This window comes from Streptomyces sp. NBC_01237 (genome assembly GCF_035917275.1).
GTDB lineage: Bacteria > Actinomycetota > Actinomycetes > Streptomycetales > Streptomycetaceae > Streptomyces.
Genome location: NZ_CP108509.1, coordinates 592,538 through 611,506, shown reverse-complemented (window position 1 = coordinate 611,506; position 18,969 = coordinate 592,538). Strand labels below are relative to the sequence as shown.

The window sequence follows — 18,969 nt, the reverse complement described above, 5'->3', positions numbered from 1 at the left end:
CGGCGTACCTCCTAAGCGGGGCGGTGGCCCGGCACTCAGCCGGGCCACCCCTTGTGGGTAGGGGAGTTGAGCTGGGATTTCGCCAGGTCAGCCGCACTCGAGGCAGCGCCCGACGTGGCTGGAGAGCGCGCGGGCCATTCGCTGCTTCGTCGATGCAGCCTGCTTTGCGCTGGACTTCGCCGCCGGCCTGCCCGCGTGCCGCCGGGAGTGGGCGAGCATGAAGCCGATCTCCCGCTCGTACTCCGCGCGGACGGTGTCGAACTGGTGGCAGGTCTTCATCACGGCTTCCTCGTGGTTCGGGGCAGGTGCGCGAGCCCGGGGTCTGCGTACAGCTGAGCCTGGAGCTTGCGGAAGCCCTCGTTGCTGATGCTGATGTTGTTGCGCCGAAGGTGAGGTCGTATGACCCGGCGGGTCATACGACCCGCTTCGAGAGCGGCTTGGCGGGCGACCTCGACCTTCATCTCCCACGGGACCTCGTCGTTCTGGTCCGCAGACGTGGTCCGCGGCGCCTGCGAGGTTTTGTGGTCGGTGGTCCGCGACCCCTGCGGTCCGCCCGAGGACTCGTCCTCGTCGTGGTCCGCCGGACGGTCCGCGGGCTGGTCCGTGTGGTCCGGGGCGTCGGCGGGCTCGGTGGACCGGTCCGTGGTCCGAGGGTGCTCGTGGTCCGGCATCCGGTCTGCCGGGGCACCCTGGTCCGCGCTCGCCGGGTCAAGATCCTGGGCCGGTCGGTGCCCCTGATCCGGCCGGTCGTGCTCCGCCGGACCATGGGAGACCTGGGCGCCTTGACCTGGGGTTTTCCTGGTCCGCCCACTGCCTTCGACGCCCTGCGGACCACCGACGGTCTGCTGGGCCGCAGCAGCCGGGTCGTGGCCCGCAGCCTGGTCCGAGGTGGAGTTGGTCCTGTGACCCGTAGCCGGGGCATCGTGGTCCGCCGGGACGGTCTCGGTGGCCTGGTCCGTGGTCCGCGGGTGGCCCTGGCCCGACGCGGCGGTCTGGTCCACGCTCTTTGGACCCGCCTGCGACGCTGGTTTGTGCCCGCGGTCCGAAGCCTCTCCCGGACGGCCTGCAGGGCGGGTCCGGCCCGGTGCAGGAGTTGAGGTGGGCCCGTGGTCCGTATTCCGCTTCCCGGACACCTTCACCGTCCGGTCCGCCGCGTATCCGGCACCCGGGTGGTGGCGGGTGATGAGGATGTACAGGTGGACCGCGCCGGCCAGGGCGAGGGGCGCAAGGGTGGAGAGGACTGCGACGACCGTGTCGCCCAGGCGCAGACCGGAGTGGGTGGTCTGCTGGTTGAGGCGGACCGCGTGCAGGGCGTTGGCCCAGATACTCGCTGCGGTGGCCGTACCGAAGAGCACCCAGACGTACAGCCGGGCGCGCAGCGGGGCCTCGGAGAGGACCAGAAGTGCGCGTACCCCGTAGGCGATGAAGCCGTCGATCACGAGGGGGAAGAGGTAGGTGAGGAATCCGCGGATGTGGATGGCGACGGCCATCTGCTGCAGGGCGTCGTAGCTGAGGGCGCATCCGGCGAGGCCGAGGACCACGATGGCGAGCCGGTCCCAGAACCCGACGGGCGCGACGGCGGGGTGTGCAGCCGCGGGGGTCATGCGGCCTTCCCGAGAGGGGCGGACGCCGAGGCCAGCGGCGCCGCAGGACGTGTGCCGGGCTTGATCGGCGCGGGGGCACCCATGGTGGTCGGGGAGGTCTTCTTCCGCTTCTTCTTGGGCCGTGGCACGCCGTAGGTGCGGTCACGGTCGAGGACCTTGTTGGCGGCCTGCCGGAGCAGGTCACGGGCGTGCTTGTGGCTGATCTGCAGGGCGCCGGCGAGCCGGGCGGGCCGCCAGCCGCGTACGTAGGCGTGGTCGATGACGACCTGCCGCTCGGCCTCGGTGAGATGGACGTCGCGTCCGCGGAAGAAGGCCGTCACACGTCGGTAGTCGAGGCGCTGGGGCAGGCCGTCGTGCAAGGGACGCCGCTCGGCCTCGGTCAGGCCGCCCCAGACGCCCTCCTTGAGGACGTTCTCCAGGGCGAAGTCGAGGCAGTCACGTCGTACGGGGCACCAGCCGCACAGCTCCTTCGCCTCCGCGATGTCCTCGTGGTCCCGGGGGCCGGGGAAGAACACCGCGTCGGCATCCTCGGGGTCCATGGCGTAGCACGCTCCGCGGACGTGCCAGCTCGTGTCTCCGATGCCGCGCAGACCGGTGGCCGGCGCGTCGTGGGTGGTGATGTGGCGCAAGGGGATCTCCGATGGGCTGCCGCGTCGGCCGCTGGGGCCGTGGGCGGACGCGGCGTCGGGGGCCGGCTGCGGCACGAAGGCGTGCGCCGCAGCCGGGACGGGACGGTGTGGGGAGGGCGGTGCACCGGACGGGGGCGCACGGGCCTTGCGCGCAGGTCAGGCTGCGGCGGGCTGTCGGACCTGCTCGGTCTGCTCGGCCTGCTGGGCGGTGGCGAGGTCGAGGCGGCTGGGATGAGTTGGGCACGGGGCGGTCCCGCGAGCCCCGCCGTCGGGGCCGATCCTCCGGCGGCGGCACGGATCGCCGGGCTGGGCCAGGCACCACGCGCACCGGACACCCAGAGCGTCGGGCAGACCCTGCGCGACGGCTGCCTCGCGTGCCGCTCGGGCGGGCCGGTAGGGCGCGAGGGCGACTCGGGCGGCGGGCGGTATGCAGGAGCCGATCTCCCGCAGTCTCGCCCGCAGTCTCGGGTCGACCCCGTCGCGGCCGGTCGTGATGGCCCGGGCCTGTGCGGGCTGCGCGGTGCCGGTGGCGACAGCACGCCGGGTGCCGACCAGCTCGGCGGTCCAGGCGGCCTGGTCGTCCGGGTCGACGGACGGCGTCGGATCGGAGTGCCTGGCCAGGCGGTCGCGCCGGTAGCTCTCCCAGGGACGAGCCACGTCCGCGGGCAGGATCTGGTAGGGCGAGGTGCGAATGTGCTGGCGGGCGGCGACGAGGACGTCCCAGCCGTGCGAGGTGGCCATCGGCACGTCGCCGAGCAGCTCGTACCACTGGGCGAGCTGGTCGCGTGCTTCGCCCTGGCCGGTGCGGATGGTGCGGGGGTCGAGGCGGCCGAGGTAGGCCAGCAGGGCGGCGATTTCGCGGCGGTCCACGGTCAGCCCTCCGTTCCGGTCGGCTCGTCGAGTGCGGCGAGAAGAGCGGCGGTGTGTGCCTCGGCCCGCGTCATCCCGCCAGGCGTGGTGCTGTTCTTGCCGGGCACGGCGTGGAGGTTCGGGCGGCCAGGAGCGTGCTCTCGGGCGACCCAGGACTTCCAGTCGGCGCTCCAGGCGTCCGCCGGCCTCGGCTTGAAGTCGGCGCGGTGGGCACGCCACTTCGCGTCGGCTGCTTGCAGGCCCTGCTCGCCGAGGCGGTCGAGGTGTCCCTGCTGGCGGAGCCAGGCATGGGTGGCCGGGTCGACCTGCCACTCGGCAGCCGAGAGGACGGCAGCACCACTGCTGTACCTCCGGTTCAAATCAGGTTCACTACGGTTCTGTGTGCCGGTGGCCGGTACATCGCTGTGCCGGTGGCCAGCACGCCGGTGTGCCGGTTTCCGTCGCGACCTGCCGGTTTCCGGTACTGCCGGTTTCCGGACCCTCGCGGCGGATTCCGGCACCTCACGGGGGCGGATCCCGTACCGCCGCAGAGCTGAGAGCCGGAGCCTCGCGGGAGCGTCGGGCTCGTCGGACACCGCCGCGTCGCCGCCCTCCTCCTGCTGCTCTCGCCGGGTCTTTACGACGGCCTCGGCGGCGAGGGGCAGACGGTAGACCGTGCTGCGCTGCGGGCCGACGAGGTCGTCGATCTGTTCCAGCTCGCCTGCGAGGAGCAGGCGCTCGACGGCTTCGCGCACCGTGGAGACCGAGGCGCGCGTGCGCTTGGCCAGGCTGGACAGCGAGGCCCAGGAGATGCACTGCTCGTCGGCCACCCGGTCGGCGATCGACAGCAGGACCAGGCGCGCGGCCCCTCGGCTGGAGCTGTGCTCCCACACCCACTCGCGGGCTTCGGCGCTCATCGGCCGCTCCCGGTGGGGCGGGCCGGGATGGGGTGCTCCGGCTCGGGGCGCTGAGGCGCCGGAGCGGAGGTGGCTGCCGCGCAGGCCGTACGGAACGGCCTTTTACGCAGGGCAGGAGGCATGCGATACTCCCATTTGCAGTGTTGCCACGCTGATGCGCCCCTCGGAAGGACTCAGCGTGGTGATGGTGGGCAATCTCGCCCTTGCCGGGGCGGGTATGCCGTTTTATGCGTTCGGCGTCCGGGAGTTCGCGCTCTCGGGCGCCGCCGCTGTATGCGGACCTACGCGGTCTGGTCGGTGCCTGCCGCGCTCTTCATGTTCGTAGTGCCGGGCGGTATGCCTGGGGGACGACGAACATCGCACGGTCCCGTGCCAAGATCCAGAGTTGGTTCTCAAACTCTGTACTAGTTGCAGAGAGTCACAGGGCGGGTCGGTCGCGCAGTTGCCCGCGGGCGCCTCGGTGCTGGCGTTCCTCATGCGCTGACCGGCGACTGCTGAGGCGGCGCATCGCGCGCCAGCCCCGCCCGCCGAACGGCGTCCGCTCCTTGGGTGCCGCAAGCGCTGGGGCGGGCGCCGGGGCGTTCACTCGGCCGGCAGTCGCCGCGCACAGGGCCCCGGACAGGCTGCCGGTCAGAGTGCCGGTCGCCCCTGGAACGGTAACTGGTTCGCTGGCATGGGTGGGGTCCTGCCTGGTCGTGGCGGCGCGCACTGTCGCTCGCACGGTCTGGAGAAGTGGGGGATGAGGTGGCCGCAGAGAGGTCACCCTCCGGCCCCACAACGAAAACCTACGTGATGTAAAGTGATGTTGCAAGGGGTTGTTTTGACGCAGCCTCCGACCCTCTCACCAGCACATTCAGGAGCACAGGTGCCATCACGCCGCTTCGACGGCCGCCGCCTGCGGGAGGTGCGCCGCGCCGCTGACATGCATCAGCGCGTCCTGGCCCAGGGGCTGGGCCTGGGCTCGCACGCGCCCGTGGCCACGTGGGAGAGCGGACGGGCGTTTCCTCCGGCGGAGAAGCTGCCCAAGATCGCACAGCTGCTCGGCCAGGATCTTGACGTCCTGTTCCCCCGGGACGGCGATCCCGACCTGGTGGACCTGCGTTGCGATGCGGGCTACTCCCAGGGCGCTGCCGCAGACGCGGCGAGGGTGCTGAGCCGCTTCCTGCTGGGGAGCGCTGAGCGCGGGGTGCGCCGACTCGACGCCGACGCGGTCGCCATGCTGGCGGAGCTGTACGGAGTGACCAGCGAGGAGCTGCGGGCTGCCGAGGCCAGATCTTTCGGTGAGTCCGTACCTTCACACCGATCCGCCCCCGGGAAGACGCCGACCGAAGGATTCGAAGCCCTTCTCCGGGCGGCATTCCCCGGCGCCGACGTGTCCGACAGCGACGTTGCCTCAGCCGTCAACGCCAAGCTGGGCAGCGACCTCGTCCAGCCTGCGCAGATCGCGGCCCTGCGCGCCGGTATGGCCGCGACCGACGTGTTCAGCGGCCTGGCCCGGAGAATCGCCTTCGAAGGGCTCGGCGCGGTGCTCGGTGTCTCCCCGATCGTCTTCGAGGACGGGGCCTCGGTCGAGCGGCGCGTACTGGAGGACATCCGGTACCTCGCGGAGCAGCGCGACATCGCCCTCGCCGCGCGTGGCGGCGAGGGCGGGGTTTCCCCGGCGATGCTCAGCGTGCTCAATGAACTGCTGGCAGCCGAGAACGCTCACGAGCAGGACGGCGGTTCGCGGTAGGTCCGACGCGGCAACTGGTTACGCCGCACGCGCTTGGCCTTCCGGGTATGGGCTGCCGCTCGCAGGCGCCCCTGCCTTCTGAAGCAGCTGACGCACCTGCTCCGGCGTCATGGCGGTGTAGGCGCGGGTGACCCGCGCCAGCCAGAACCCCTCCGCCCGGGCATCGCTCAAGGGCTTACTCGGCAGGCCCCGTACCGGGAGTGGAGCCCGCTTTCCCGCGCCCGCGCTGTGCAGGGCAGCACGGATCCAGTAAGCCTCGGCTGCCGGTTCCGGATCGGGAAGGTATTCGGCCGCGGCCTGCGCACAGGGCATCAGGTCCTCGGCCGCGTGATGACGCAGCTGCTCCACCGCATCGCCGATCTCCTGCGTCCAGCGGTCCAGGCGCACGTCCAGCGGGGGCGAGAGGCGAATCATCTCCCTGGCGGCCGACCCGGGCGGCTGGAAGGCGAGGTGGGGGAAGGCGCGCATCAGATCCCGCCACAGAGGGTAAAGAGTGCGCAGTGCGCACCGGGACGTCCAGCGTGCCGCGACCGCCGTCGTGGACGGGATGCTCGCGCCGGCGGCCCACAGCCCCGCTACCACCAGATTGACGGAGTCGGCGATGGTGCGCATCGTGACCGAGCTGGCATCCGTGGGGAACCAGACCGTGAAGATGCGCAGTGCGGGGTAAACGGTGTAGATGACCATGGCAGCGGCCATGAGGGTCAGCCCGATGCGCAACGACCGGGTGTCCGCGCGCTGACTCGCGCGGCTCCACTGGTAGCAGCAGGTTGACGCGGCAGCCGCGAGGTACGTGTACACGATCGTCAGGAAGAGCCCCGCACCCCACTGCCCGGCGTGATCGGCGGCGAAGTCAACGCTCGGCCGGCTCCGGTCCACCACGGTGAAGAAGAGGACGACCATGGCGGCCAGGGCCCCCAGGGCGCTCGCATTGGCGACGCGGCTCACCCGCCGCGAAACGGTGATGTGCCGCGGCGGGACTCCGGAGATAGGCCGTGCGTAGATTGCCGTGATGTAGTTGAGGATCGCGAGGATCGCACCCATGGACGTCAGGTACTTTCCCAGCGCGGAGAGGTCCGTCACGGGGGAGTGGTCCAAGGCATGCTTCACCTGCGGCACCCGGCACCAGATCGTCCCGCTGAACGCCAAAGTGCAAAACCACAGAGACCGCCGAAGACGATCACCGTGACGCAGGGCCGGCAGGCGCCACAGAGCAACTGCCGTCATGGCGATGGCCGCCGCCCAGATAAGGCCGCTCAGCACAGTTGCTCCGCATTCTGACCCGTCGCCCCGCGCGGTGCGGCCACCGGGTGGGAGAGGCTCGATTCCAACTGACTGACCAGGTCGTCACCCGGCGGTGTCGCCCGACGGACCTGCCGCTTGATCACGGAGGCGCCCAGTTCCGCGACCTGTTCCTCTGCAGTGTTGTAGCGCGTTCGCGCCTGGACGAGGGCGCCCGGCCCCAGTTCGTCCAGCAGTTTCCCCCGCACTCCGGACGGAAGTCTGTCCAGTACGTCCACCAGGGGAATGCTCGTGCCGTGGTCCACCCACTCGTGCACGAGTTCGTGCAGGATCGTGTGCTCGGTCTGGTTCGGTGTGGGCCGACGCCGGAAGAGTATGTACGTCGTTGACAGCCCCTTCACCCGCAGACCGCACGCGGTGCGCAGATCCGCGTCCGGATCATCCACCGGCAGCAGGTGAATGGTCCGGCCCAGCGCGACTTCCATGCTTGTCACAAGCCGTTGCACGGTGAACGGGTGCGGGATCGGCAGGCCAGACAGCCGGTCCTCGCACTCGCGACGCAGCCGACGCATCTCGCCGCCCAATTTCAGCGCCCGCAACGCACTCATTCTTGACTCTCCCGAGCATTCGCCGGAACCGTCCAGTCGGACGGCCCCGAGATGCCTACTTCCGAGGATCCTGGGGCAGGCTCGGAAGCGGCCTGATCGTCAGACCTTATGCCTGCCGCTTCGAAGCGGAAATCACCAGGGTGTACGGAATTCCGGTTCGCCTGAATTTGCGAAGAGAATTCACCTTGACCGACTGGGCAAGATCATTTCTTTCGGGCGGGTGATTCCGTGACGCGGAAGAAGGGGAGCGCGTCTTCGTTGTAGATGGTGTCGCGATTCCCTCCGTCGCTTGACCTGGACATGTTCGAGTCTGCGGGACCTCCTGTTGCGTGGGAGCTCGACTGCCCAGAACGGGGCTGTGCGTCTCTGGATGTGCTGGCAATTCCTTTCCCGGGTATCTGCGGTGACGCCTCTTCAGGACCCCTGGTCCTGCAAAATGCCTGAATGGGCGCCTGCTTGTTGCCAGCTAGGACCCAGGAATGGCAATCGGTCGCACGTCAGGAGAATTCCCACGCCTGACTGGCGCTCAAGTCTGCACGCGCAAAGTCAATTTCCATTGAACCGTGTTCGGTTCCACGTGTTCAGTCCTCGGGCGCGATGCCAAGCCCTGGCAGCATCAGTTGCCCGTTGTCCCCGCAGTTCACGTCGGTCACCCCGAGGTCGCCGGGCATTCGCGCACCGCGTGCGCGTACCTCCTTCACCACGAGCTTCGCCGCTGCCTCCGCTCCGTCCGCATCGGCGGCAAAGTATGCGTCCCACCACTGGAGAAGCGGCACTCGGCTGTCCCAGCCGCGATGCCTCATGGTGACGGCGTAATCGCCGCTGCCCGAGCCGTCGCGGTCGTCGATATAGATGGTCAGGCCGTCGTCTGCTCCGTAGAGCACGGCCAGGACTCGACCGCCGTCCGCGTGGTTTACGACGTTGTATCCCGCCCAGTCGTTCACCTGCGGCGTCAGTTGGGTCGCCCAGGCGTGACATAGCGACCGTATCGACTCCTCCAGCCGGTCCCAGTCCGGAGCGAGGGGAGGGGCCGGGAAGCTCGGCGGGAGAGTGCCGATGCCGTTGCGGGCCACCTGCCAGAGATACGGCAGGTCGCTGTAGCGGGGAACCTGCCCCTTGTCGTCACCGACCCCGCGGTCGAACGCGTCACGCTCCGCCGTCTCCAGAACCTCCGTGCCGTGGCAGGAAAGAATCAGGCCCACATCACCCGGATGGAGCAGCAATGTGTGTTGCGGCAGCCGCCAGCGGATGTTCGGACCGGCCGCACCACCCCCATACAAGGTGGGTATGCCTATCCGATCCACGATGGCGCTCAGGGCTCCTCTCCAGTCGTGCACCGGAAGTGGGAGCGGCCCCTCGGTGTCGACTGGGGGGTGAAGGAGCAGCTGCTCGGCGGCATCGGCGATTTCGGATATTTTTGGCCACATATGGGAACTCTGCGCCCAATGGGTAAAACCTGCGATTCGGAACAGTTCGGTGGCTCTGCGGCGACGCGCCGGCAGCGCAGTCCGGAAGACGCCAACAGTCGGACGCTCCTGACCTAGGCGGCCCGCGAGCCCACCGCATGAGAGCCTCCAGGAGCCCTCCATCCGCCCGCCCGCAAGGTTGCCTCGCGGGCGGGGGCACACCTACGCAGCCCTATGCGAGGGCGCGAACGTTCGCGACGAGGTCGTGTCGTGTGCAGGCGTACTGCCACAGAAGACTGCTTGGTGGTGCCAGCGTGTAGGTGGCTGTTGGCGGTGCAGCGCGTGGAGATGCGGGCGGCGAATCCCGGAGATCAGGTGACCCATACGGCCCCGCATACGCGCCCATTGCATGGGCATCGACGAACCCGTCGAGGGATACGATCTCTGCGTGCAGGCAGTTCCCGAGGGCGTTGTCGGCTCTCGGGATACTCGTGATGATCTTGCTACAGGGCGGCGCGCGCTCCTGCTCACTCAGCTGCCGAGGTCTGTCATGGGTTGCGTGCTGGTGACGACATCGACGCGGTGGGCCTGGGCGTAGGAAGCCAGCGACAGGGACAGCTTCGGCTCGCTGTTCGTCTTGCGTGAGGTGGTGGCTAGGTGGCGCAGGAGGCCGGGTGTAGCCCGCATCCGCCCTTGGAGGAGCCTAAGGCGGGCGGTGCCGTGTTCCGCCTCCAGTCGCAGCGCGTGTTCACGGTCGGGTTTCTCGATCAGCTGCACCAACCTCTGGACCGGCTCTCTGCCCGCGCAGACGATCACACCGTGGTGGCCCGCTGCGGTTGCATCGAAGGGCGCTGCGAGCACAGCCGGTGTATCAGGAGAGGCTGCCGTGGCTAGAGCGGACAGCGCTGTGTGAGTGGGGTCGACGTTGTCAGCGAAGATCACGTACAGGTCCCCGGTGCGCAGGTGTTCGGCACCGTTCAGCACGGACGTCACGTCGGCGTACCTGCCGTGCTGGGCGATGAAGTCGACCTGGAGGAGGTCGGAGGCCGATGGGCGGCCCGGAAGCTGGTTGGTGAGCATCCGGTAGCGAGCCAGCGCTCCGGGGGCGAGAACCTGGCGGGTCCAGTCGGTCAGGGGCGTGTAGTAGGGGTGGTGGACCACGACAGCATGGCCACTGCCGATGGCGGCGGCTTCGTCCACGATGTGCGCGAGCCCCGGCCGGCCACAGACTGGGCGCAGCTCCTTGGGCAGGTACGGCGACCAGGCACTTACCCGTGTGCCCAGTCCTCCGGCGGCGATCACCACAGGGAGTACCGAGAAGTTTGGTGGCCGGTTCATCGCTGTCCCCTTCGGGCCGGGTCCCCGGACGATAGCGTCGGCGGATGCATACACGTGTGACGGGCATCGTCATCGAGGACGACAGGCTTCTCCTGCTGAACCAGGACACCGACGGCCCCAGGAGCTGGTCCCTGCCGGGGGGCAAGGTCGAGGACGGCGAGACGCTGGAAGAGGCACTGGTCAGAGAGATGCGGGAGGAGACCGGCGCCGAGATTGAGGTGGGTCGGTTGCTGTACTTGTGCGACAACATCAATGCGCACGTCGTTCACATCACCTTCGAGGCCCGCCGCGTGGGCGGGGAGATCGGGGAGGTCAAGGAAGGCGCGGACACCCGGCAGATCCGCGGCGTCGAGTTCGTGGCGCTGGTCGATGTGCCCGCTCTGGGATTCAGCGACCTGTTCGTGAAACTGTGCCGGCAGGGGTTCCCGGGCGCCGGGTCGTACATGGGGCCGAAGTCCGCTATCGGGCTATGACCCGAACGTGCTGAGCAGCAGACGGTCGAGCCCGCCCGGCGTGGCCTGGGCGGAGCTGTCGGCGGCGGCGACCCACTGATTGAGCCGGTGCGCCAGCTCCCAGGCCCCTAGCCGTGCGGCGTCCGTGGTGTGGGCGTCGCGCACCAGGCGGACACCCACGCCACGCGAGGAGCCGAGCAGATAGCGGGAGCGGACGGCAGTCACCGCCTCCTCGGTGCCCGGTGTGTTCCACGCAGCACCGAACAAGTACTTCTGCACGGGCCGTGATTCAGGCTGATCGGGACCGTCGCCGCACCAGACCTGCACGTTGCCGATCAGGTGGTGGACCTCCCGGTCGCCGAGCCCGGGTTCCGCAACGGGGCAACTGTCGCCCGCTACGTAGTCGCTGTTGTGCGCCCGCGCTCCCTTTGCCGCCTGCAGTGCTTCGGTGCGGGTGGGCAGGCGCGCTCCGCACCACGCCGCCATGAATGCTGCTCCGATCCAGGTGACCCAGTACGCGGGATGCTGTTCGTATCCTCGGCTGATCCGCCACCGCCGATCGGCTTGGTCGTAGTGGAGGCGCCCGCCACGCTCGTGGGGCATCGGGCAAACCAGCAGGTTGGTGCCCAGACGGGAGTTCGCTGCACCGCCCGCGTGCAGCATGGTCAGCAGCTCGGCCATTTCCGTATTGGTGACCAGCAAGTTGCGCCACTGGGTTCCTGCCACCGGCCTGTACGCCGGCTTGGGCATCCTCTGAAAAGTGGGTTCCGACCGGGCCCGGCGGATGGGCCGTGGCGTGGGTTCGTGCACCTCGTACTGGTCGTTACGGGTAAGCCATTGGGCGGCGGCCTCCGTGACCTCGGGGGCGAGCAGACGACGGGCCTGGGCGAGGGTCTTGTCAACCGCGGTGATGACCAGTTCTGCGGTGCCGGGGGCCAGTTCGGCGACCAGGGCGTCCTTGCGCCCGATGGTGGCGAACGTTGTGTCCGACGCGGCCGTGGTGCCGGTGGTGATCAGCGGCACATTCCTGAGTTTCGGCATTTCGATGTTCAGGAACCGGGCGAGGTCGTTCTCTGTGCGGGGCCGGTCGCTGACTTGCTGTTCATACGGGATGACCAGGCAGGGGCGGGAGGCAGGGGGCCCCTCGTGCAAGGCGCGGGACAGAAGAAGGGCGTTCACAGTGATCAGGCGTCCCAGGGCGGTGGACGGGTCGGGGTCGTCATCGGGAAGGAGCGGGGCGAAAGCTGTGCGCCAGCGCGGTGCGCGGGCCGTCGCGGCGACCTGTGCGTACCGGTCGCCGTAGCGCCACCGGTCCCAGAGCCGCCCACGGGCGAATGAGGAAGCGATGCCGATAGGGGCCCGGGTGAGGACGACAACCGGTGATTGGGGCAGCATTCCCAGGACGGTGTCCACGGCGAAGAACAGGTTCGTCTCTTTGACCAGGTGCCGGGGGTGGCCGTGCAGGTCGCCGAGCGCGCACAGCAGCTGGTGCAGGCCCAAGCCGCTGAGACCGGTTCCCTGGAGGCTCGGCGGGATGCGGTTGCCGGGTGATAGCGGGTGTTCGCGGCCGAGCTGCTGGCGAAAGGGCTCGTTGTGCTGCGGCATCGCCCCGCGCAGCGAGTCGGAAAGCCAGTTCGAGCCGACCCGCTCGAAGATACCCAGTGCTAGCACCGGGGCCGGGGCCGGTCCCCCGCACTGCTCGTCCAAGTGGGCCATGCGCGTGACGATGCTCTCGATGGTTCCGTCGAGCGGAACGCTCAATGCCTGAGGGGCTGTCGGTTCCGAAGGCGTGAGCCGATTGGAGTTGGTCGGAGTGTGCACGTGATGCCTCCTGTAGTGAGGATCAGGTCGGTCAGGTAATGCCGGGTCACGGCACGAGCGAGATCCGGGCAGCAACGCGTTCCGCTGTGTCTGGCACGGTGAATCTGGAGCCATCCACGGTCGGTTCGCCTCGTACAGGGGTGCTCAAGCGCTCATCGGTATGGGGCCGATAGCTGTCGAGAGCAGTTGGACTCACACTTCGGTGTCTCTTGATTGGGAGGCGGAGTTATTTCTTGCGGCAGAGCGCTGTTTGATGCGTGCTGCGATATGGATGGCTGGGATGCACGGCAGTGCGATGAGCAGGCGGTATCGGAGGGGCAGTGACATGAGTAGTCCGCCGACCAAATCGAAGGCCGCGTGGCCGATGATCATGGAGGTCACGAGGCCGTAGCGTCGGAAGAGCCAGACGCGGCCTGCCCCGTACAGGGCCATGGCCAAGGCGGGCACTCCGACGTAGGCGTGGAGAAGGACCTCGATCACGCAGATCGTGGTGTAGATCAGCCACGCCGGTCTGCTCGCCGCGGCGAGCAACGTGCTCCCCGCAGCAACGACGACGAGATCTTCGAGAATCGCGGCACAAAGAACGCTGAGTATCAGATCGCCCGCGCCGCCGAGCCCGAGCCCGGACAGTTGGCCACCGGCCATCACCGGTACGGTGCCGTCAGCGTCGAGGACGCGCAGGAGCATCACAGAAATGCCCATGACGCCTCCACCCACCGCGCACGCGGCGATGGTGCCGCCGACCACGGTCCACGTCCGCTGCGTTCCAACCGCACGGGTCCGGGTCCCGAGAGCCAGATTCAGAGGCACACCTCGGGCATGAGTCACCTCTATGGCCAGCCAGGCAAGTGCGCCGGCGGCCAGAGTGAGGCCGAGGAGGCCGGTGGCCATGCTGGGAAGGGCAGTGACGACGACGATCGCACCGTAGGTGGCCGCCGCGCTGCCCTGCATCCACTGTTGGGCGGGCCGTAACCGTGTCCGGGCGACCACAGCCCAGAAAAGCCAGACCGAGGTCAGGGACGCCCCGATCAGCTGGACCACCAGGGCTTGGTGGTAGGCGCTCGGTGTCCACTCCACGCCGAGCAGGCCACGGACGTGCAGGACACCCGACGCCATCGGTGCGCAGCTGGCGAGCGTCAGCAGTCCGACAGCCGATGCCAGAGCGCGCCCGGTGCCAGCTTCGGAGCTGCGGGCCGGGCCATCGACGTCGCGGCCGAGAGGGGCAACAAGCGGGTCATGGTTCGACATCAGAGGTACCCCCGAGCCGAGCCCGCAGCCCCGTACAGGCAAACGATTCCATTGATGGTGCTCCACACGTACGGCGCGCTGACCACGCTGACGATGCCGAACAACTCGATGGCAACGAGGTGGATACGGCCGGTGTCGCCGGCAGCACCAGCGTTCGGAAGGCGGCCGGTCTTCGTCCATCCTGTGGACGGCTTTGCGGGCATGGACTCAGCAATTCTGTGAGATGTCATGTAGGACGGGCGAGCTGCTACTGGCTCGTTGAAACGCGTGCTTCCGTGCGGCTGTTGCGCCGGAAGTGCTGTGCTTCCGGCGCTGCGCGGGCGGGTGCAGAGGTGTGGGCGCCGTGTTCGCGGCCATGGCTTGCCGCGAGATTGCAGAATCCGGGCGTCTCGTCCCTGTACACGGGCCACTGGGCCGCGTCCCGTGGAACGCCTGCGGTGGGCGAGCGGCGCTTTTCTGGCCTCGGTTCGCATTAGATGAGTCCCTGACGCATTGCGAACGCCACCGCATGGGAACGATTTCGCAGCTGGAGGCGGGTCATCACGGAATGCAGCACGTTCTTGATCGTGCGCTCGGAATAGGCCAGTTTCGTCGCGATGTCCGCGGTGTCGTATCCCTCGGCGACCAGCCGCAGCACATCTACTTCACGCGGCGACAGTCCGGTGAAGTGGAGACCGCGCGGACCGAGCACCTGCCCCTGGAGCCTGCCGACCTCTTCGAGGAGGCGTCCGAGCAGATCGGAGGGCAGGTGGCCCTCCCCGCGCGCCACCGTCCCGATGACATGCACCAGATGCTCGGGCGTGGACTCGGAGCGCCTGACCACACCGGCGACGCCGCATTCCGCGGCGCTCACCAGCTTCTGCTCATCGATGTCCGTGGTGACCAGAACGGTGCGGGCGGTACTCGTGCGCTGAATGTGACGCAGGATTCGTAGTTCGTCCTCCTGGACGGCGTCCACGATTACGACCACTACTTCAGCTTGGTACTCCTCATCGCCATGGAGCAGGGTGATCTCCGGGCTCTGCCGCAGCTGGGTGTGTATGCCCGCGAGGGAGAGCGGGTCCCCGGCTTTGACCGAGACCCTCGTCCGGGCTTCGCTGGAACTCATGAACCAACCCGGGCGGCCGAGACCTGTACCGTCCCATTCGTACCCGATATGGCGAAGTCATCGGCCTTGTTGCCGACGAGCTGCTTGTTGTCGGGGATGCGGGGCGGGTCGGAATCCTCTGCCGTCAAGGGACGGCTGCCGGAGCGAGGGCTCTGCTCGGGGTGCGGCAGCGGTGCCCTGGGGGGTGTAGTCACAGGGTTGTCTCATCTCGGGCAAGGGCGAGGAAGCCGCCGCAGGTTCGTATGGTGTCCAGGGCGTCTTCGTAGGCGCTGTGGAAGGTGCTGATGTCCGTGCGGGATGGGGCGACGATGCCGTGCAGCTCGCCGCGGCGGATCGCGGTGCAGAGCCGGGCCAGGTGGGGGCGCGTCGCGGGGTCGGTCATGCCGGTGTCGTCGTAGGCGGCCACAACAGCGACCCATCCCTCGCGGGTGACGACACCCATCGACTGGGCGAGGCGGTCGGCAGCGTCCTGGCCGGGTGCGACCAGGGCGTACCGGGCTACAAGAACTGGGCGGCCGGCGAGACGACGCAGGACGGCGGAGCAGGCTGTCTCGCGCAGAGCCCGAAGGTGGGCGGCGCTGCTTCGCCCGCGTTGATCGTTTCCCGTTGATACGGACACGTAGGCGGAGTGCCTCACTGCCCCACCGCCCGCAGTTCGCCCGCGGATACCTGATCGGGTGTCGCTTCCGTAACCGGTCTGATGTGGCGACGCGGCTTCAGCTGCCAGAGACGGCGCTCCACAGGGACGGCACTCCTCGCGGGGACGACTATGTCGCCGGTTGTGTCGCCATGGCCGGGGGCTGAGGCAAGGCGTTGCCGCAGGGCGTGCAGCGCGGTGGCGGCGGGTTGGAGGCCCACGCTTACTCGTCTGTCGTCGAGCAAGGCCGGCTCGCGCACCGGATACGGTTCCAGACCGCCGGGGCCGGTGCGGTACTGCGTGCCGAACTCCTGGGCCTGACCGCTGTTGACGAGGGCGCGGTCATGGAGGTGGGCCCACTGCTGGACGGGCGCATCATCGGCTTGGACAGCGCGGTCGAGCAGTTGTGCGGCGGTGCGTTGGAAGTCCGGGGCATGGTCGGCGTGCAGGGCGATACGCCATGCGGCCTGGGCGGCATCGGGGCCGACGAGCTGGAGGCCCGGCCAGTCGTGGTCGGCCAGGATGCGCTTCAGGACGGCCGCGTTGGCGTGGTCGGCGTGGCGGCTCTGCCCGATGTGGATGGCGTCGAGCTGGTTGCGGACGAGCCGGGCCCACCGTTCGGTGGCCTGCTCGTAGCGTGCGATCAAGTCGTCGGCGAGGTCGGGGCGGAGAGGGGCGGTGGCCGTCATGATGTGCTCCGGTCGTGCCCGGACAGAGCCTGGGCAGGGAAAGGAACGGTGCAGAGGATGAGGGGTGTGAGCCGGAGATGCGGGTCGGCACGCAGTTCGAGCCGGGTCACCGGCTCGCCATTCGTCCCGGTGCCTGTTCCGCGGTGCTCCCAGCCCATGTCCTGCAGGTTGGAAAGGAGGCTTTCCGTGGTAGCCACGCGGGGGTCGTGACCGGCGGGAACTTCGGCGCGAACGTAAGGAACGTTGTGGCGGGCTGCGTAGTCGGACGCCCAGAGAGTGATCAGCCGAACGATGTTGTCCGGGCGTTCCGGGAGGGTGTGGACGTGGCCGAGGAACAGGCCGCGGCGGGCCCCATGCCTACCCCAATGCCCGAGGTCCGCTTCCCGGTCGAGGATCAGGCAGCCGAGCAGGACGTCGTCCTCGAACAGGCCGACGGACTGGTGCCGCTCTTCACGGAAGAGGGCCGGGACGCCTTCGAAGGATCCAGGGAGGGGCACCCCTCTGGCCGCTAGCCAGCTGAGGCGGTCCTCGACCAGGGCGCCGGCCTCTGCCCTCTGGGCATCGGTGAGCAGGGGCCGCATCTCGTATACGCAGAGAGCCGCAGGCCCGGGAGAGGGGCGGGCCGTCTCCGGCTTGACCGGATTGTCGAGAGGGCTCACTGGTCTGCACCCGTGTCTGCGAAGCTCTTGCCCGCTTCCTTGAGGGCCTCGCACCGGTCAGTCGTCTCACGCCGCGCGTGCACAAACTGCTCGCTGGTCGGGTCCGGGCCCAACTGCCCGGTCATCGCGGCCACGGTGGCGTCCTGATCAGCGCGTGGGGCATCCGCGGCGTGGGCGCTTCCGTCACAGCGGGTGCTTGTCGCCGTTGTGGCTTTTGAGTCGCGGGAGGGCGTGTCCGAGAGCTGTTGCAGGAGCAGAGCGCTCTGGACCAGACCCATATGGCTGAAAGCCTGGGGGAAGTTGCCGAGCTGTCGTCCGGCCACCGGGTCGTACTCCTCAGCGAGAAGACCGAGGTCGTTGGGAAGGGCGAGGAGGCGGCCGAACAGCGATCGGGCCTCGGCCCGGCGGCCGGTCAGAGAGAGCGCGTCGACCATCCAGAAGGCACAGAGCAGGAACGTGCCCTCGTCACCGGCGAGGCCGTCGACTCCGGCCCGATCCCCGGCAGTGGGGTACCGGCGGACTAGTCCGTCCGACGTGGACAGTTCCCGACGGACAGCGTCCACGGTGCCGACGACGCGCGGGTCGTCGGCAGGGAGAAAACCCACCCGGGGAATCAGCAGCAGGGAGGCATCCAGCTCCTTCGAGCCGTAGGACTGGGTGAAGGTGTTGCGCACCGGGTCGAAGCCCTTGACGCAGACCTCATGGTGGATGGCCTCACGCAGCTCGATCAGCGCGAACAGGTCGACGTCGAGGGCGCCGGCTTCGGCCAGCCGTATCGTCCGGTCGACCGCCACCCACGCCATCACCTTGGAGTGCACGAAGTGCCGGCGCTCCCCCCGGATCTCCCAGATCCCCTCGTCCGGTTCCTGCCAGCACTCCTCCAGGTGCTCCACGAGCCGTCGGTGCAGGACCGCCGTGTCGCCGCAGTGAGCAACCCCGCCCTGGTGCGCGAGGTGGAGAGTCTCGATCACCTCGCCGTACACGTCGAGCTGCAGCTGGTCCGCGGCACCGTTGCCGACCCTCACCGGGGCCGATTCTTCATACCCGGGCAGCCACGGCAGCTCCCGCTCGGGCAGATAACGCTCCCCGGTGATCCCGTACATGATCTGCAGGTTCTCCGGATCACCGGCGACCGCCCGCAGCAGCCACCGCCGCCAAGCCTCGGCCTCCTGCCGGTACCCGGTTCCCAGCAGTGCGGCCAGAGTCGCGGAGGCATCGCGCAGCCAGGTGTACCGGTAGTCCCAGTTCCGGCCGCCGCCGATCTCCTCGGGCAGGGAAGTGGTCGGCGCCGCGACGATCCCGCCGCTCGGGGCGTAGGTCATCGCCTTCAGCGTGATCAGGGAACGCACGACGGCCTCGCGGTACGGCCCTTCGTAAGTACACTGGCCCGTCCAGTCACGCCAGAACCCGAGCGTGTCCGCCAGAGCGGCGTCCGGGTCCGGGATCTCCGGCGGTGCCGCGTGGGACGGGCACCAGCTGAGAACGAACGCCACACTCTCGCCGGCGGCGACCGTGAACGAGCTGACGACCGACCCGTCCTTCTCCACCTGCGGGGTCGAGGAGTCGAGCCACAGGGCGTCCGCGCCCGCCTCGGCGATCACGCGCCCGCCCAGCTCGTGGATCCACGGGCTGACACGGCCATAGCCCGGCCGAGGACGCAGGGCCGACATCATCGGCACTTCGCCGACCGTCCCTTCGACGATCCGGATCATCTGCGGCGCCCCGTCACGAGGCGGCATGAAGTCGACCACCCGAACCGTCCCGGTCGGCGTGCGCCACTCGGACTCCAGGACGAGCGAGTCGCCCCGGTATCCACGTCGAGCGACCACGCCGGGGACGCCCTCCGCGACAGGCGCAGGACATATCCGCCAGGAACCATGCTGCTCCGTTCCGAGAAGAGCGGCGAAGACAGCCGCTGAGTCGAAGCGGGGCAGGCACAGCCAGTCGACCGAGCCGTCGTCACACACATGCGCGCTGGTCTGCATGTCGCCGATCAGGCCGTACTGCTCAATGCGGGGGAGGCGTTTCAT

The 18,969-nt window shown here is 68.8% G+C and carries 18 protein-coding genes; 2 read left to right on the top strand and 16 right to left on the bottom strand.

The annotated features are described in order from the left end of the window. Positions 1–87: 87 nt before the first annotated feature. The 5 genes from OG251_RS39235 to OG251_RS39215 all read right to left on the bottom strand — a co-directional run bounded on the left by OG251_RS39235 (position 88) and on the right by OG251_RS39215 (position 3,999). Positions 88–279 (bottom strand): hypothetical protein, encoded by a 192-nt coding sequence (locus OG251_RS39235; RefSeq protein WP_326682047.1) that lies wholly within the window; start codon positions 277–279, stop codon positions 88–90. Next, on the bottom strand, positions 279–1,604 hold the full coding sequence (locus OG251_RS39230; RefSeq protein WP_326682046.1) for a DUF2637 domain-containing protein: 1,326 nt from the start codon (positions 1,602–1,604) through the stop codon (positions 279–281). Before OG251_RS39230 ends, OG251_RS39235 begins: the two co-directional genes overlap by 1 nt. Further along, positions 1,601–2,233, bottom strand: coding sequence for a WhiB family transcriptional regulator (locus OG251_RS39225; RefSeq protein ID WP_326682045.1), 633 nt, complete (start codon positions 2,231–2,233; stop codon positions 1,601–1,603). Before OG251_RS39225 ends, OG251_RS39230 begins: the two co-directional genes overlap by 4 nt. Positions 2,234–2,389: 156 nt before the next feature. Then, on the bottom strand, positions 2,390–3,103 hold the full coding sequence (locus OG251_RS39220) for a zinc finger domain-containing protein (protein WP_326682044.1): 714 nt from the start codon (positions 3,101–3,103) through the stop codon (positions 2,390–2,392). 2 nt (positions 3,104–3,105) lie between these two features. After that, a complete protein-coding gene (locus tag OG251_RS39215; protein WP_326682043.1) occupies positions 3,106–3,999 on the bottom strand; it encodes a helix-turn-helix domain-containing protein in 894 nt (297 codons plus the stop codon). Between the two features lie 865 nt (positions 4,000–4,864). On the opposite strand from OG251_RS39215, the gene OG251_RS39210 reads away from it, so the two are divergent. Next, positions 4,865–5,731 (top strand): helix-turn-helix transcriptional regulator, encoded by an 867-nt coding sequence (locus OG251_RS39210; protein ID WP_326682042.1) that lies wholly within the window; start codon positions 4,865–4,867, stop codon positions 5,729–5,731. Positions 5,732–5,749: 18 nt separating this feature from the next. Here OG251_RS39210 and OG251_RS39205 read toward each other — a convergent pair whose 3' ends face one another. The 4 genes from OG251_RS39205 to OG251_RS39190 form a co-directional block, all read right to left on the bottom strand. Further along, on the bottom strand, positions 5,750–6,994 hold the full coding sequence (locus OG251_RS39205) for an MAB_1171c family putative transporter (RefSeq protein WP_326682041.1): 1,245 nt from the start codon (positions 6,992–6,994) through the stop codon (positions 5,750–5,752). Next, positions 6,988–7,581, bottom strand: a complete 594-nt coding sequence (locus tag OG251_RS39200) for a hypothetical protein (RefSeq protein WP_326682040.1) — start codon at positions 7,579–7,581, stop codon at positions 6,988–6,990. The genes OG251_RS39205 and OG251_RS39200 overlap by 7 nt, the downstream gene beginning before the upstream one ends. Positions 7,582–8,162: 581 nt before the next feature. After that, a complete protein-coding gene (locus OG251_RS39195; RefSeq protein ID WP_326682039.1) occupies positions 8,163–8,885 on the bottom strand; it encodes a hypothetical protein in 723 nt (240 codons plus the stop codon). 633 nt (positions 8,886–9,518) lie between these two features. Further along, entirely contained in the window at positions 9,519–10,325 is an 807-nt protein-coding gene (locus OG251_RS39190; RefSeq protein ID WP_326682038.1) for an NTP transferase domain-containing protein, read from the bottom strand. A gap of 44 nt (positions 10,326–10,369) precedes the next feature. Between OG251_RS39190 and OG251_RS39185 the strand changes: the two genes are divergently transcribed. Further along, on the top strand, positions 10,370–10,798 hold the full coding sequence (locus OG251_RS39185; protein ID WP_442818451.1) for an NUDIX domain-containing protein: 429 nt from the start codon (positions 10,370–10,372) through the stop codon (positions 10,796–10,798). Here the strand turns inward: OG251_RS39185 and OG251_RS39180 are convergent. The 7 genes from OG251_RS39180 to OG251_RS39150 form a co-directional block, all read right to left on the bottom strand. Then, positions 10,793–12,493 (bottom strand): SUMF1/EgtB/PvdO family nonheme iron enzyme, encoded by a 1,701-nt coding sequence (locus tag OG251_RS39180; RefSeq protein WP_326682036.1) that lies wholly within the window; start codon positions 12,491–12,493, stop codon positions 10,793–10,795. The two genes, OG251_RS39185 and OG251_RS39180, sit on opposite strands and share 6 nt — an antisense overlap. A 297-nt stretch (positions 12,494–12,790) precedes the next feature. Then, a complete protein-coding gene (locus tag OG251_RS39175) occupies positions 12,791–13,846 on the bottom strand; it encodes a hypothetical protein (protein ID WP_326682035.1) in 1,056 nt (351 codons plus the stop codon). A gap of 472 nt (positions 13,847–14,318) precedes the next feature. After that, a complete protein-coding gene (locus tag OG251_RS39170) occupies positions 14,319–14,954 on the bottom strand; it encodes a helix-turn-helix transcriptional regulator (RefSeq protein ID WP_326682034.1) in 636 nt (211 codons plus the stop codon). A 190-nt stretch (positions 14,955–15,144) separates the two neighbouring features. Beyond that, entirely contained in the window at positions 15,145–15,573 is a 429-nt protein-coding gene (locus OG251_RS39165) for a hypothetical protein (RefSeq protein ID WP_326682033.1), read from the bottom strand. 14 nt (positions 15,574–15,587) lie between these two features. Continuing rightward, the gene (locus OG251_RS39160) at positions 15,588–16,280 is read right to left on the bottom strand and encodes a DUF6624 domain-containing protein (RefSeq protein ID WP_326682032.1); all 693 of its coding nucleotides are present in this window, start codon (positions 16,278–16,280) and stop codon (positions 15,588–15,590) included. Next, entirely contained in the window at positions 16,277–16,861 is a 585-nt protein-coding gene (locus tag OG251_RS39155; protein WP_326682031.1) for a hypothetical protein, read from the bottom strand. The genes OG251_RS39160 and OG251_RS39155 overlap by 4 nt, the downstream gene beginning before the upstream one ends. A gap of 74 nt (positions 16,862–16,935) precedes the next feature. Continuing rightward, positions 16,936–18,969: a glycoside hydrolase family 15 protein gene (locus tag OG251_RS39150; RefSeq protein ID WP_326682030.1), complete on the bottom strand. Its 2,034-nt coding sequence runs from the start codon at positions 18,967–18,969 to the stop codon at positions 16,936–16,938.